This window comes from Flavobacterium panacagri, assembly GCF_030378165.1.
Classification (GTDB): Bacteria; Bacteroidota; Bacteroidia; order Flavobacteriales; family Flavobacteriaceae; genus Flavobacterium; species Flavobacterium panacagri.
The window spans coordinates 762,301-777,393 of sequence record NZ_CP119766.1 but is presented as its reverse complement, the minus strand read 5'-3'; the positions used below and the strand labels follow the sequence as shown (position 1 = coordinate 777,393).

Annotated in this window: 13 protein-coding genes; 5 read left to right on the top strand and 8 right to left on the bottom strand. The window is 34.2% G+C overall.

Annotated features, from left to right (window positions below):
* The first annotated feature begins 55 nt into the window (after positions 1 to 55).
* The 3 genes from P2W65_RS03675 (at position 56) to P2W65_RS03665 (ending at position 3,636) form a co-directional block, all read left to right on the top strand.
* Positions 56 to 1,033: a succinylglutamate desuccinylase/aspartoacylase family protein gene (locus P2W65_RS03675; protein ID WP_289663610.1), complete on the top strand. Its 978-nt coding sequence runs from the start codon at positions 56 to 58 to the stop codon at positions 1,031 to 1,033.
* Complete coding sequence (locus P2W65_RS03670) at positions 1,020 to 1,589, top strand: 5-formyltetrahydrofolate cyclo-ligase (protein ID WP_289663609.1); 570 nt, start codon at positions 1,020 to 1,022, stop codon at positions 1,587 to 1,589. Before P2W65_RS03675 ends, P2W65_RS03670 begins: the two co-directional genes overlap by 14 nt.
* 496 nt (positions 1,590 to 2,085) lie before the next feature.
* The gene (locus tag P2W65_RS03665) at positions 2,086 to 3,636 is read left to right on the top strand and encodes a vWA domain-containing protein (RefSeq protein ID WP_289663608.1); all 1,551 of its coding nucleotides are present in this window, start codon (positions 2,086 to 2,088) and stop codon (positions 3,634 to 3,636) included.
* Positions 3,637 to 3,720: 84 nt separating this feature from the next.
* Here P2W65_RS03665 and P2W65_RS03660 read toward each other — a convergent pair whose 3' ends face one another.
* The 8 genes from P2W65_RS03660 to P2W65_RS03625 form a co-directional block, all read right to left on the bottom strand.
* The gene (locus P2W65_RS03660; protein ID WP_289663607.1) at positions 3,721 to 4,467 is read right to left on the bottom strand and encodes a tetratricopeptide repeat protein; all 747 of its coding nucleotides are present in this window, start codon (positions 4,465 to 4,467) and stop codon (positions 3,721 to 3,723) included.
* Between the two features lie 94 nt (positions 4,468 to 4,561).
* Positions 4,562 to 6,307, bottom strand: a complete 1,746-nt coding sequence (locus P2W65_RS03655; RefSeq protein WP_289663606.1) for a BatD family protein — start codon at positions 6,305 to 6,307, stop codon at positions 4,562 to 4,564.
* An 87-nt stretch (positions 6,308 to 6,394) separates the two neighbouring features.
* Positions 6,395 to 7,168, bottom strand: a complete 774-nt coding sequence (locus tag P2W65_RS03650) for a tetratricopeptide repeat protein (RefSeq protein WP_289663605.1) — start codon at positions 7,166 to 7,168, stop codon at positions 6,395 to 6,397.
* A 39-nt stretch (positions 7,169 to 7,207) separates the two neighbouring features.
* Positions 7,208 to 8,242: a vWA domain-containing protein gene (locus P2W65_RS03645; RefSeq protein WP_289663604.1), complete on the bottom strand. Its 1,035-nt coding sequence runs from the start codon at positions 8,240 to 8,242 to the stop codon at positions 7,208 to 7,210.
* 50 nt (positions 8,243 to 8,292) lie between these two features.
* Complete coding sequence (locus tag P2W65_RS03640) at positions 8,293 to 9,294, bottom strand: vWA domain-containing protein (protein WP_179004213.1); 1,002 nt, start codon at positions 9,292 to 9,294, stop codon at positions 8,293 to 8,295.
* Positions 9,294 to 10,928, bottom strand: coding sequence for a hypothetical protein (locus tag P2W65_RS03635; protein WP_289663602.1), 1,635 nt, complete (start codon positions 10,926 to 10,928; stop codon positions 9,294 to 9,296). Before P2W65_RS03635 ends, P2W65_RS03640 begins: the two co-directional genes overlap by 1 nt.
* A 64-nt stretch (positions 10,929 to 10,992) precedes the next feature.
* Complete coding sequence (locus P2W65_RS03630) at positions 10,993 to 11,856, bottom strand: DUF58 domain-containing protein (protein WP_289663601.1); 864 nt, start codon at positions 11,854 to 11,856, stop codon at positions 10,993 to 10,995.
* A gap of 138 nt (positions 11,857 to 11,994) precedes the next feature.
* Entirely contained in the window at positions 11,995 to 12,999 is a 1,005-nt protein-coding gene (locus P2W65_RS03625; protein WP_177211766.1) for an AAA family ATPase, read from the bottom strand.
* A gap of 212 nt (positions 13,000 to 13,211) precedes the next feature.
* On the opposite strand from P2W65_RS03625, the gene P2W65_RS03620 reads away from it, so the two are divergent.
* Positions 13,212 to 14,087 carry an aldo/keto reductase gene (locus P2W65_RS03620; protein ID WP_289663600.1) on the top strand — a complete coding sequence of 292 codons (876 nt, stop codon included), beginning with the start codon at positions 13,212 to 13,214 and terminating at the stop codon, positions 14,085 to 14,087.
* 198 nt (positions 14,088 to 14,285) lie between these two features.
* Positions 14,286 to 15,041: an SDR family NAD(P)-dependent oxidoreductase gene (locus P2W65_RS03615; RefSeq protein WP_289663599.1), complete on the top strand. Its 756-nt coding sequence runs from the start codon at positions 14,286 to 14,288 to the stop codon at positions 15,039 to 15,041.
* Positions 15,042 to 15,093 lie beyond the last annotated feature (52 nt).

Genomic DNA, 15,093 nt, shown 5'->3' with positions numbered 1-15,093 from the left:
TTCAAATTTACGAAATCAAAAGAATAATTTCTATATTTAGATTTTATAATTCCAAATGAAAAATAGTACTCCATTGGTTATTTTTGGCGAATCGATTTTGCCGGGAGAACACAGAACGATAAACGTCGAAATTGCTCGGCTTCATACTACAACAAAACTAAATATTCCTGTTATTGTCCGTCGTTCCAAACATGAAGGGCCGACTGTTTTATTTTCGGCAGGAATTCATGGCGACGAAATAAATGGTGTTGAAATTGTGCGCCAGCTTATCAGTAAAAAAATAAATAGACCAACTCGAGGTACCATTATCTGCATTCCGGTAATAAATATGTATGGTTTTGTCAATAAATCAAGAGAGTTTCCAGACGGTCGTGACTTAAATCGAGTTTTCCCGGGAAGTAAAAAAGGTTCTCTTGCCAGCCGATTTGCTTATCATATTGTCGAAGAAATTTTACCGATTTTAGATTATGCGATCGATTTTCATGCGGGAGGAGCAAGCCGTTTCAATGCGCCTCAAATTAGAATTACTGAAAATAATCCCGAGTTAAAAGTTTTGGCCGACGTTTTTAATGCGCCTTTTACTTTGTATTCTAAAAATATTAATGGGTCTTTTAGAAAAACTTCTGAAAATGCCAATGTAAAAATGCTTCTTTTTGAAGGCGGAAAATCGTTGGATATCAATAACGAAATTGCGAATCAAGGTGTTTTAGGAACCAAACGTTTGCTTCATTATTTACAGATGTTGGATTCGAAGCAAATTGCGGAGCCCGCTTTAACACCTTCGATTTATATTAAACAATCGGTTTGGCTACGTGCGAAATGTTCTGGTTTACTGCATGATTTTAATTTGATTGGAAAATTTGTAACCAAAGGCACTATCTTAGCGATTATTACAGATCCGTTTGGGAAATTTGAGCAGAAAATCAAAGCACCTCACGATGGTTATGTGATCAATGCCAATCATTCGCCAATTGTTTATGAAGGCGATGCCATTTACCATTTATCTAAAACTCCAGACAATGCCGACGAGTAAAAAAGAACTCCGAATACAATATAAAAATCTCCGTAAAGCACTTTCTTTTGATGAAATAGAAGAAAGAAGTCTGGCCATTGCCAATCAATTAATCCATATGCCCATTTGGGACAAAATTTATTATCATGTTTTTCTCCCAATCGAAGAACATAAAGAAGTCAATACAGAATTTGTCCTGCATTTACTTTCTGGAAAAGACAAAGAAATCCTGATTTCTAAAAGCGATTTCGAAACGAGAAAAATGACTCATTTTCTTTTAACCGATAATACCAAAATCAAAAAGAACGAATACAATATTCCGGAACCCGTTGACGGAATCGAAGTGCCTTCTTCTAAAGTGGAAGTAGTTTTTGTACCGCTTTTGGCTTTTGATATTTTTGGAAACCGCATTGGTTACGGAAAAGGTTTCTACGATAAATTTCTCGCTGAATGCAAACCCGAAACCATCAAAATAGGACTTTCATTTTTTGAAGCCGTAAACCAAATTGATGATGTTTTTGAATCGGATATTAAATTGGATTTTTGTGTTACGCCAGAGAAAATTTACCATTTTTAAATTTTACAAAATATAGTTGCCACATATTAAAGGATTTCAGAAGATTAATCCATTTTAATTCTATCTAATTCTCTTCAAAGTCTAATAAAAATCCTATCCTAATATTCAAATTATAGCCCGTGGTTTCAACCACGGGAACACAATGTATGATTAAGATTATTTGTAACGTTTCCCGTGGTTGAAACCACGGGCTATATTTTTAGCATTTTGAGAAAAACTAAAATTGAAATTTTGTAATAATTCCATCTCGCCCTTTTTCTTAGCAACGTTTTGCCAAAGTTTAACCACTTTCTTTTACTCTTTGGAAAAAAAATCGAGCATAATTTCCTCTAAAATCAAGGTTTCTCATTTTATTTTTAAGTCAGAAAAATATTTGTAAAATTTTTGGCACGATTTTGCATACTCGAAAATTGCAAATAATCACTTCTAGTACATCCGGAATGCTAGTCCTTATTTGAACCAAAATCTATTTACTAATTTTTTAAAAATTTACTTTATGAGAAATCTTAATTTCTTTATGATGGCATTCCTCGTACTTACTATTTTCAGCTGTAAGAAAGCGTATGCGCCAGAAGAGACTGCAGATGCAAGTGAAATTGCAGTAGCAACAACTGATTCCGTTTTAGACGAAGAATATATTTCCGAGCCAAACACAGAAAGTTACGCGGGATTAGAAGAAAATCCGTTTGAATCTCCGCTTAAAACACCTCTTTCTACATTTTCTATAGATGTTGATAACGCATCTTATACCAATATTCGCCGTTTTATTAATGAAGGACAGAAAGTTCCAAAAGATGCAGTTCGTGTGGAAGAAATGATCAACTTCTTTAAATACAAATATCCACAGCCAAACGGACAGCATCCATTTGCAATTCATACAGAATACAGTGACTGTCCGTGGAATAAAAATAGCCGATTACTGAAAATTGGTTTGCAGGGAAAGGACATTCCAATGGCAAATTTGCCGGCTACTAATCTGGTTTTTTTAGTGGATGTTTCGGGTTCGATGGATGAACCAAATAAACTCCCATTGTTGAAAGAATCTATGAAAATCTTAGTTAAAGAACTTCGTAGTACAGATCGGGTTTCGATTGTAGTTTATGCAGGTTCGGCTGGAGTAGTTTTGGAACCAACTTCGGGAGAAGATAAAGAGGAAATTATGGATGCTTTTGATGATTTACATGCGGGTGGAAGCACAGCCGGCGGAGAAGGGATCGAGTTGGCTTACAAACTGGCGCAAGAAAATTTTATCAAAGGCGGAAACAATAGAGTAGTGATAGCTACTGACGGTGATTTTAATGTTGGTGCGTCAAGCGATGATGATATGCTGAAATTGATTGAGCAGAAAAGAGAATCGGGTGTTTTCTTAACCGTTTTAGGTTTTGGAATGGGAAATTACAAAGATTCTAAAATGGAAATTCTTGCCGATAAAGGAAACGGAAATTACGCTTATATCGATAATATTCAGGAAGCCAATCGTTTTCTTGGAAAAGAATTTAAAGGTTCGATGTTTGCCATAGCGAAAGATGTAAAAATCCAAATTGAGTTTAATCCGAATCATGTTCAGGCGTATCGATTGATTGGTTATGAAAACCGAAAACTAAATGCTGAAGATTTTAAAAATGATAAAATTGATGCTGGTGAATTAGGAAGCGGACATTCAGTTACAGCGTTATATGAAATAATTCCTGTTGGAGTTGAAAGTGATTACATTCCGTCAGACTTAAAATATACCAAAACACAGAAAGTGTCTGAAAATCATAGTGATGAATTGGCTACAGTGAAATTTAGATATAAAAAACCTGATGCCGACAAAAGCATTGAAATAGTAAATGTAATAGCAGATAAGAAAACAAATCTAGAAAATAGTTCTCCTGATTTCAAATTTACAACTGCTGTTTCCTGGTTCGGATTAAAACTTCGTGAGTCAAAATACATTGCTAACACTTCAAGTTCAGAGATTAAAAAACTGGCAAAATCTGGTTTGCAAAATGATGAAGATGGTTATAGATCAGAATTTGTTCGATTGGTTGATGCTGTAAATTAATTTGAAATTCCAAAAAATAAGAAATCCCAAATTCCGATTGTTGTTTTGGAATTTGGGATTTCTTTATTTAAATATTATAAAACTTTATTTAACTTCTTTAATTGTAGAAGATTCAATCCAGCCTTGTGTTCCATCTGTTAATTCTACTTTTTTCCAGTCAGCTGTAGTTTCCAGAACATAAACTTTTGCTCCTTCGTGCAATAGTATAATGCCATTGGCAGACTTTTGAGGTTTTGCACGAACTTGGCTCATTTCAGAAAAAACAATGGCAACACGATCGTTATCAAAATGACGTTTTTCAGATACAGCAGCGGAAATGCTTAACGCAAAAGCAACTAAAAAAATAAACATTCCCACAAAATAGATTCTTTTTGCAATGGTGGCTTTTGAAAAGTAATAACCAATAAAGCTAAGTAAAAAGACAAAACCTATTGCGACAGCAATTTTTGCCCACATATTGTAATCAAAAATAGAAGTGAAATTCTGAATTAGTTTGGCAAAACCAACTTTTGGAACTTCTTTAATTTCGTCAATTGTCAGCTTTTTTGCGAACTTTAAGTTGTTTAAAGTTTCCGGATCATTTGGTTTTAAAACCAATGCTTTTTCATAATTATAAATCGAAGGTGCCACTTGATTTAGTTTGTAATAACAGTTTCCAAGATTAAAATACAATTCAGCCGAATGTAATTTATCTTCCTTTACTATGTTTTCATAAACCTGTACAGCTTCTTTGTATTGTCCTTTTTGGTATAACGCATTTCCTGCTTCAAAGCGTCCTTGCGCAAAGAAAACCTGCGAGATGAATAAAAAGAGATATAGTATGTTTTTCATTTTCTAAAATATTGTAATAAGATCTTCAACTTTGCGAACTTAAATTCGACGCAATCTAAATCAATTTTCTTAGCGTACTTTGCGGTAAAAAAAACTAAACAATCTGTTTTTCTAGTTCAGAAATAATCAATACCGCTTTGTTATAATCCTGTTGAATCGAAGCGCTTGATGCCGGAGCATAACGTGCAAATTCACAGTTTTCAGTCAAATCAATAAAATTCTGAACCGTTTCTGCATTTGCATTTCTCGATAACAATAATTCTCTGATATTGTCTTTGCTCATTTCTGAAGTTTCTATATGTAATTTCGCTTTTAAGAAATTATGCATTGCTTTTTCTAATGCGATATAGAAAGGTTCTTTATTGTTAAGATGTTTTTTAGCCTGAGACAGATATTTTTTTGCCAGTTTATTGTTCATTCTAATTCTGTTTCCAGTAACATCACTATCGATAGCCTCTTTTTTCTTCTTAGCTAAAATAATAAGCGGAATGATGATAAAAGGCGCAAATAATAAACCTAAATATAAATTAGAACCGTAAAACTCTTTTTTAGCAATAGCTGTTAAAACTGTTTTAGATTTGATGTTTTTAAAATGATCCGTTTGAGCAGTTGCATTTTTAGAAGCCGTTCCTGTATTTGCTTCTGCCGGTGTTGGCCCGTCCAAAACATCAACCATAATTTCTTTTGAAGTGATCGTTTTGTATGTGCCAGAACTCAAATCAAAATATGAAAATTGCATCGGTTTAATCGCATATTTTCCTCTGTATTGAGGAACAATAGTATATTTATCCGAAATTCTTCCAGACATTCCCGACAACGAAGTGGTTACATTTTCATCGTGAACAGGATCATACATTTCCAATGCATTTGGAACAACTGGTTTAGGAAGTGTAAATAACTTCATATTTCCAGTTCCCTGTGCACTAACAATTAAATCAAGACCTTCGCCATTTTTAAGTGTTGTTTTGGATGGAGTAACCGTAAAGTTCAGCTTACCAACTGCACCTGTAAAACCTTCTGGTTTTGTGCTTTCAGGAAGCGGTCTTACATTTATGGTTTTAGCTCCGGCTGAAACTACTTTATTGTCTTCAGTAATAATCATCTGGCCAAACATATCGCGGCGATTAGTTGGTAATTGCACACCTATGTCTAGTGAAAGAGGTTCAATTGTGAGTTTTCCTGATTTTTGAGGATATAGAATAGTTTTCTTTAAGATGACATAATAACATCTCTGTCCCTGAAAATTTCCTTCTTCAATGGCCAATTGTTTAATGTCTATATTTTGGTTCCAAAAATCATTGTATTTTGGTTTAGCCAATTCTTTAAAACCAGTAACGCCAATGTTATTGAAATACAGTTTGTAAACGACTGTAATCGGTTCATTTAAATACGGGTTTGTTTTTGAAATTTCGGCAACCAAATTCAATAACTCGTTTCCAGATCCTGGTGGTCTGTCGTTTGGATCTCTTTCCTGAGCAACGGCATTAGTAACGGTAACTTTTATTGGTGAAGTTTTATAAACTTGTCCGTTATATTCTATAGCAGCTTGTTTGATAAGAAGCGCTCCTTTTCGTTCCGGCTGTAAAATATAAGAGTATATTTTTTGAAAAGAACTTCGTCCGTTTATCCAAGATTGACTTATTTGCTGACTTGGCCCTGCAACAAGTCTGAAACCTTCAAAAGCAGGCTGTTCAAAGTTGTCTCCGTCAACATTCATGATGAAGTCTATACGAAGTCTTTCGTTTACTCCAAGCGTGTTTTTGCTGACTCTGGCTTCAAATTGCACCTGAGCCATAAGTCCTTGAAAAGTGAGTAGGAATAGAATTAAATATCTTTTCATTACTTGTTTTAGTCGTTGTTTGTTTAACTGTTTAATCGTTTAACCGTTTTGTAATACACATAAAACGATTAAACGATTCAACTTATTTTACCAGTCTTTTTCTGTTTTCTTAGGGTTTCCTTTTACTTTTTGAGCGTTAACTTTATCCTGAATTTTCTTTTCTTCGTTGTTTACCGCATCTAATAAATTCTGAACTCGCTCTTTAGATATTCCGCCTGGCTGTGGTTTTGGCTGTCCCTGGTTGTCAGACTTGTCGTCTTTCTTAGGGTCATTTTTACCATCTTTTTTGTCTTTGTCCTTATCGCCTTTGTCGTCTTTTTTATCCTTGTCTTTGTTCTGATCTTTATTTTTGTCCTTGTCTTTATCTTTGTTTTTATCCTTGTCTTTGTCCTTATCCTTATTTTTGTCTTTGTCTTTGTTGTCGTTTTTCGGCGGATTTTCTTTTAGTTTTTGTTTGGCGTAAGCATAATTGTAACGTGTTTCCTCATCTGTTGGATCATTACGTAAGGCTTGTTTGTAAGCTTCAACTGCCTGTGTGTAATCTTTCTCTTTCATGAAAGTATTTCCAAGGTTGTGAAAAGCTTTATGTTTTTCAGGTCTTGTTTTGGCATTTTTTATTGCTTTCGCGTAAGCGTATTTCGCCTCCGAAATCTGATTTTGTCTGTAAATGGTGTTTCCTAAATTATATGGCGCTGTTGCTCTTTTAGGAAATTTGGATTCCGAAATTCTATAGTTTGCCTCAGCATCAACAAATTTATTCTGTTTATATTCTTCATTGGCTGCAGGCAATGATTTGTCTTTCTCTTGTGCAGAAACCGCAAAAGAAACCGTTAGTAAAATATAAAGAAGTAAATTTTTCATTCTAATTTTGTTTTCTGTTCTGAATTTCACTCTGAACATTTATTTCTTTTCATTAAATAAATCCAACTCTTTGATCCAGTTTGTTTTTCTTTCCAATAAGAAAATATCAAGGAAAAGCAGTAAAAATGCAAATCCGATAAACCATTGAAACTGGGATTGAAATTCTGCCATTTGCGTAGCTTCAAATTCAGTTTTCTGAATGTTGTTCAAAGCGTTTTTTACATATTCTAAAACTTCTTTAGTGCTTCCGCCATAAACATAACCCCCTTTAGTTGCTTTGGCAATTGTTTTTAAACCTTCCTGATTTAATTTGGTAGTTACAGTTTGTCCGTTTTGATCTTTTTGATATCCTCTTACAACACCATTTTCTTTTAACGGAATCGTTCCTCCTTTTTCTGTTCCAACACCAATTGTAATAATCTTCATTCCTATTTTATTGGCTTCTTCTGCCGCAGCAGTTGCACCTTCAGAATGATCTTCTCCATCAGAAATTAGGATTAATAGTTTGCTGGTTTTGCTTTTTTCATCAAAATAAGTAGCTGATAATCGAATGGCTTCATCCAAAGAAGTTCCTTGTGACGAAACCATATCCGGACTCATACTTTGCAAAAACATTTTGGCAACACTGTAATCGGATGTTATCGGTAAAACAGGGAAAGCACTTCCTGCGTAGGCCACAATTCCGATTCGGTCGCTTCCTAGATTGTTTATAATCTGAGAAACCAATTGTTTACTCTTTTCTAAACGACTTGGGACAACATCTTCGGCAAGCATACTTTTAGAAACGTCGACCGCAAAAACAATATCGATACCTTCTCGTTTTACGGTTTCCATTTTAGTTCCAATTTTCGGATTTACTAAACCAATAATCAAGCAGGTAAGTGCCAAAAGAATTACAACAATTTTTAAAACAGGTTTAAAAACTGATTTCTCAGGACTCAATCTTTTTACCATTTCCAAGTCTCCAAACTCCAGCTGTTTTCTTCTTTTCCAATACATGTTGAAAAAGAAAATACACACCACAATTGGGATAAGTAGTAAGAGATATAAATATTTTTTTTCGTCTAATTCCATTTTAAATTTTAGATTTCTGAATTTAGATTTTAGATTTTTTTAATCTAAAATTAAATGAAGCTTCTGTAAACTGTATTTCTTAAACCCACTTCAAGCAATAATAAAAAGCCTGCAAATAAAACAAAAGCTCTGTATTTTTCATCATAATCATAGAACTTCAATTCCTGAATTTCAGTGGTTTCTAATTTGTTGATTGCGTTGTATATTTCTGCTAATTTATCGTTGCTGGTTGCTCTAAAATAGGTTCCATCTGTTTTACGAGCAATATTTTTCATCAGTTTTTCGTCGATTTCTACTTTCTGCATTTTGAATAAGAAACCTCCGTTTGGTGCATAAGCGTATGGCGATTCTGCCATTCCGTTAGTTCCAAGACCAATTGTGTATACTTTTATTCCATATTGTTTTGCAATATCGGCTGCAGTTTCTGGTTCGATAAACCCTGCGTTGTTGACACCATCAGTCAGTAAGATAATAACGCGGCTTTTTGCTTTACTGTCTTTTAAACGATTTACAGCAGTTGCCAATCCCATTCCAATTCCAGTTCCGTCTTGAAGAGTGGTGTCGTATTTAATGCCTTTTATAGCTTCTAGAATGATTGCTTTATCACTGGTAACCGGAGTTTTGGTGTAAGCTTCAGAAGCGTATAAAACCAATCCAATTCTGTCGTTTGGTCTTTCTTCAACGAAATCGGCTGCCACTCTTTTTAAAGCTTCCATACGGTTTGGCTTTAAATCTTTTGCCAGCATAGATCCGGAAACGTCAATTGCCATAACAATATCAATTCCCTTTGTTGTTTTAGTCTGATTGCTGATGTCTACAGTTCTTGGTCTTGCCAATGCAATAATCAGCGAACTTAAAGCTAAAATTCTGAAAACATACAAGCATGGTCTTAATTTAACCAATAAAGATTCGCTGTTTTGGAATCCTGCCGTCGAACTCATTTTTAAGGTAGCCGACTGCTGGTTGCGTTTCAATAAAAACCAGATTATCGCAATCGGAATTAATATAAACAACCAAAGAAACTCTGGATTTAAAAAACTGAAATTGCCCATTAGTTGTTTGCTCTTTGAAGTTCAACAGAATTTAAGATTCGAGTGGTAATCTCGTTTGCATAAGTATCGCCTTCTTCATGTAAAATCAGGATTTGCTGTAAACCTTGATCTTGTTTGAAAAGTAACAATTCATAATATGCTTTAGTACTTGTTTTAGTTGCCGGATTTAGAATAGACATTGTTCCATAACCTTTAACTCCCTGAATGCCTTCGTTTGTTTGGAAATCTTCTTGTTTTACAATAATATTTTGAGCACCCTGAGCTTCCATTACTTTTAAAGATCCTTCAAGGGCTTTTGCCAAATCGATATCAGTTGGCTGTTTAAATTTGGCAGTAGAAACGGTTACATAGAAATTGTCAATCATGCTTCCATAAACAAATAGCTGCATTTCTTTAATTAACGCCATCGTTTCTTTTGGAAGTACTTTTTCAGTATCCATTCTTTTTAAAACTTTCGGAGTTTCAATCAGAACAGCTGGACTTCCATAGGCGCTTTTTACCCATTCTCCTTCTAATAATTCTTTAGAAGGATGACCAATTAAATTGTCTTTTACATAATTGAAGCCTTTAGTAACGATAAAATAAGTTGTAGTTACAAACAACAATAAGATTACAGCTGCAACCGAATAACCAATTCGTGCATTTCTTTTTTTGCGAAGCTGTGCCTGAATTTGTTTTTGTCTTTGCGCTTCGTTTAATAATTGATCTTCAATATCTTCAGGGACTTCTGTTGGGATAGCATTATCCAACGTTAAAATTACTTTTTGAATTTTATTTCTATCATCAGTAATTTCAAAATCAAGAGGTTTAGATTTAGCAAATTTTACCAAATCGGCCTGACGTAAAACGCGTTCTAAATTCTCAACCGTTTCAGGCGTCAAAGTCATTTTCTTTTGAGTCGATGCCGTTCTGATTGCTTGAATCAATTCAGAAGTAGTGCTTTCCATTGCTGGAATATGGATTGCTTCTTCGATATAATTTCTGGCGATATCGGTTAATTCACTATAATATTCTTTGATTTCTCCTTTTTGAACTAATTCTTTTTTCTCAAGGTTGTTTAATAAACTTGTCGCTTTTTCAATAGGAGTTTTATAAACTTCTTCTTCAATCTTTTTCAGCTGACGTTTTTTAACATACCAATAAACAAAAGCCCCAATTCCGATAATAACTAAAACAATTAAAACGTAAATCCACCAAGTTCCCATTCCTTCATCTACAGAAGAAATATCTTTGATATCATACATTTTTTGCTGTAAAGTGTCCACTTTTACATTAGCCACTTCAACTTTAAGAGAATCAGAATAAAAAGGTTTTTTATCAATTAAAATCTTAACACTTGGAATCGTGTAACGACCAGAATCAAACTGTGTTAAACCATATTTTTTAACTAGCTCATAAGTGTCATCTTTCTTAACCGTATCAACAGGATAAGATTGAATAACTTCTAGTGGCCCAATATTTTTAAGTTTCGGAAATTCAACTTTTGATTTTGAGCTTACGACAGTTTTAAGTGTCAGTTTAAACTCTGCACCAATTTTGTTTTTTGTAGTATCAATGCTGGTTTCTACTGGTTTTTGCTGCGCAAAAATCATAGTAGAAAAGAACAATAAATATATATAAAGTTTAAATTTCATTTGAGTAACGATTGTTGATTTTAGATTAACGATTTTTGATTTGTTAATCAAAATTGCCAGATTTTTATCGTGATTTGAAATAGCCTAATAGTTTAGTTACGTAATTTTCGTCAACTCTGGTGTTGACAATTCCTGCTCCAGATTTACGGAAGGTATCTTTAAAATAATTCAATTTTTCCTGATAATGTTTCTCATAATTCATACGAACTGCTTTTGAACCTGTATCAACCAATTGTAATTTTCCAGTCTCCGCATCCAGCATCGTTACCATTCCTAAATTCGGAATTTTTTCTTCGCGGATATCGTATACTCGAACACCTGTGATGTCGTGTTTTTTAGAAGCTATTTTTAAAGTATGCTCGTAAGAATCAGACATAAAATCGGAAATCATAAAAATGATCGCTTTCTTTTTCTGTGTTCCGGATAAAAATTTCAAAGCCTGAGCAATGTCGGTTTTATGACTCTTTGGTTCAAATTCGATCAATTCACGAATAATTCTAAGTACATGCGAACGTCCTTTTTTGGGCGGAATATATAATTCTACAGTATCAGAAAATAAGATTAAACCAATTTTGTCATTGTTTTGTGTAGCCGAAAAAGCCATCGTTGCCGCAATTTCGGTTACGATGTCTTTTTTAAATTGATTTTTAGAACCAAAAGATTCCGAACCCGAAATATCAACCATTAAAACCATGGTTAATTCGCGTTCTTCTTCAAATACTTTAACGTGAGCTTCGTTGTAGCGTGCGGTTACATTCCAATCGATGTTACGAATATCATCTCCGTATTGGTATTGACGCACCTCGCTAAACGTCATTCCTCGTCCTTTAAATGAAGAGTGGTATTCTCCCGAAAAGATATGATTACTCAGTCTTTTCGTTTTGATTTCTATTTTCCGTACTTTTTTTAAAAGCTCTTTTGTATCCATTTTTTTTAGTGTTCAGTGATCAGTTAGAAAGTGTTCAGTAAGTTCAAATTCTAAAAGTCTTTCTGTCTTTATTAGTGTTCAGAGATTTAGTTAACAGTCTGTACTGAATACTAAAAACCTGAACACTGAGCACTTTTTTTAAGGTACCTCAATCTCGTTAACGATTTTGTTGATAATGTCTACAGAAGTAATGTTTTCTGCTTCTGCTTCGTAAGTGATTCCAACTCTGTGACGTAACACATCGTGAACAACGGCACGAACGTCTTCTGGAATTACATAACCACGACGTTTGATGAAAGCATAACATTTTGCAGCATTAGCCAAGTTAATACTTCCACGAGGAGAAGCTCCAAAACTGATAAGCGGTTTTAAATCGGCTAATTTGTATTTTTCTGGGTAACGCGTAGCGAAAATAATATCTAGGATGTATTTTTCAATTTTTTCGTCCATGTAAACTTCACGAACGGCTTCTTGCGCACGTAAAATTTGATCTACAGAAACTACCGGATTTACTTTTTCGTAAGATCCTTTTAAGTTTTGGCGAATTACAAAACGCTCTTCGTCAATTTTTGGATAATCAATTACAGTTTTTAGCATGAAACGGTCAACCTGTGCTTCAGGAAGTGCATAAGTACCTTCTTGTTCAACTGGGTTTTGAGTTGCCAATACTAAAAATGGACGATCTAATTTAAAAGTAGTGTCGCCAATTGTAACTTGTTTTTCCTGCATCGCCTCTAAAAGTGCTGACTGAACCTTAGCAGGAGCACGGTTAATCTCATCGGCAAGTACGAAATTGGCGAAAATTGGTCCCTTTTTAATAGAGAATTCGTTTGCTTTAATGTTGTAAATCATGGTTCCGATAACATCGGCAGGTAATAAATCCGGCGTAAACTGGATACGGCTGAAAGAACCTTGAACCGCTTGTGAAAGCGTATTAATCGCCAAAGTTTTTGCCAGACCTGGAACTCCTTCCAATAAAATATGTCCTTGTCCAAGCAATCCGATTAATAAACGCTCGACCATATGTTTCTGACCCACAATAACTTTGTTCATTTCCATTGTAAGAAGGTCTATAAAAGCACTTTCTCTTTCAATTTTTTCATTTATCGCTCTAATGTCTAAAGTCGTTGTATTTTCTTCCATATAAATATTTTTAAAACCTTGATTTTAACGCCTAATTTTTGAGAGTGCAAATTGAATATTTTTTAATAAGTAAGATGTTAAAGAATGGTTAAAACTTCGACCAAACACCTAATTTTAAGGACTAATTGTGAATCTATTTTTATATTTTTAAGAACTTTGATGATTATGTTTTATTAAAGCATAATTATTACCAAAAATAACGCATAACTATTATGAGCAAAACAGTCTTATCGCCTATAATTTCAGGCACTATGAATTGGGGAGTTTGGGATAAAAACCTTACAACCAAAGAAATGGAAAACATGATACAAGTGAGTATCGAAAACAAAATTACGACTTTTGATCACGCGGATATTTACGGTTCGTATACGACCGAAGCCGATTTTGGAAAAGCCTTTCACGCTAGTAAGATAGATCGTGAAAAATTACAATTAATTACAAAGTGCGGTATTCAGATGATTGCCGATAAACGCCCTGAAAACAAAATCAAACATTACGATTATTCTAAAGACTATATTATTAAGTCGGTTGAAGGATCTTTGAAAAATTTAAAGACTGATTATGTAGATGTTTTTTTACTGCACAGACCAAGTCCGTTAATGCAGGCTGATGAAATCGCTGAAGCAGTTGAGAAATTAAAAGGAGAAGGTAAAATTATTGATTTCGGACTTTCAAATTTTACAAGTTCACAAACTGAATTAATTCGCCAAAAAACAGAAGTAAGCTATAATCAAGTACAGTTTTCAGCAACACACTACGAAGCTATGACTGACGGAAGTTTAGATTATATGCAGACTAACGGAATTCGTCCTTTATCATGGAATCCGCTTGGAACTGTTTTTAGAGAAGACACAAAACAAACTCGCCGTTTGAAAAAACTGTTCTCCACTTTATTAGAGAAATATCATTTAGGTGCAGATACGCTTTTATTGTCATGGATTTTAAAACATCCGGCAAAGGTAATTCCGATAGCTGGAACTGTAAATATTGCCAGAATTCAATCTTTGTCAAAAGCAATTGAATTGGATATGGATACCGAAGACTGGTTTGCGATCTGGACAGAAAGTATGGGCGACGATGTGCCTTAATTTTTAGTGTTCAGTTTACAGTTTTTAGTATTCAGTTAGAGTGCAAAAAAATAAACACATAGAAACATAGATTTTTTATATTTTTAAAAAGATGAATTTAGCGTTTCACTTACACATAGCTATGTGAATTTATGCAAATGAAATGCCTTTTTAAGCAAAGTATATCTATGTTTCTATGTGTTAAACAAAATATTTAAAATGAAAAAAACAGTTTTAATTACTGGTGCCACAAGCGGAATTGGAAAAGCAACTGCCCAGATTCTGGCAAAAAACAATTATAAAGTGATTCTTTGCGGAAGACGTAAAGATCGTTTAGAAGAACTTGAAAAAGAACTTTCGGCTTTTACAGAAGTTTATTCCCTTGCTTTTGATGTTCGTGATAAAGAAGATGTTTTAGAGAAGATTGGTTCTTTACCAAATGATTTTTCAACAATCGACGTTTTAATTAATAATGCCGGAAATGCCCACGGTTTAGATCCCATTCAAAATGGAGATTTAGATGATTGGGACGCCATGATTGATATTAATGTAAAAGGACTTTTATATGTTTCAAAAGCGATAATTCCGCAGATGGTGGAGAGACAATCTGGACATATTATCAATATTGGTTCAACAGCCGCTAAAGAAGTTTATCCAAACGGAAATGTGTATTGTGGTTCTAAACATGCAGTTGATGCCATTACAGCTGGAATGCGAATCGATTTAAATCCATTCGGAATTAGGGTTGGCGGTATTCATCCCGGGATGGTTGCGACCGAGTTTAGCGAAGTTCGTTTTAAAGGCGATGCCGAAAGAGCTTCAAATGTCTATAAAGGATTTGATCCGCTGCAGGCAGAAGATATTGCCGATATTATTCATTTTGTGATTTCAAGACCTTATCATGTAAATATTGCAGATTTAGTCGTAATGAGTACCGCACAGGCTTCTTCGACGATTGTCAAGAAAAGTATTTAATGAAATTTGTAGAAAGACGCACTTGAGTGCGTCTTTTTTATGTTTAGAGTTA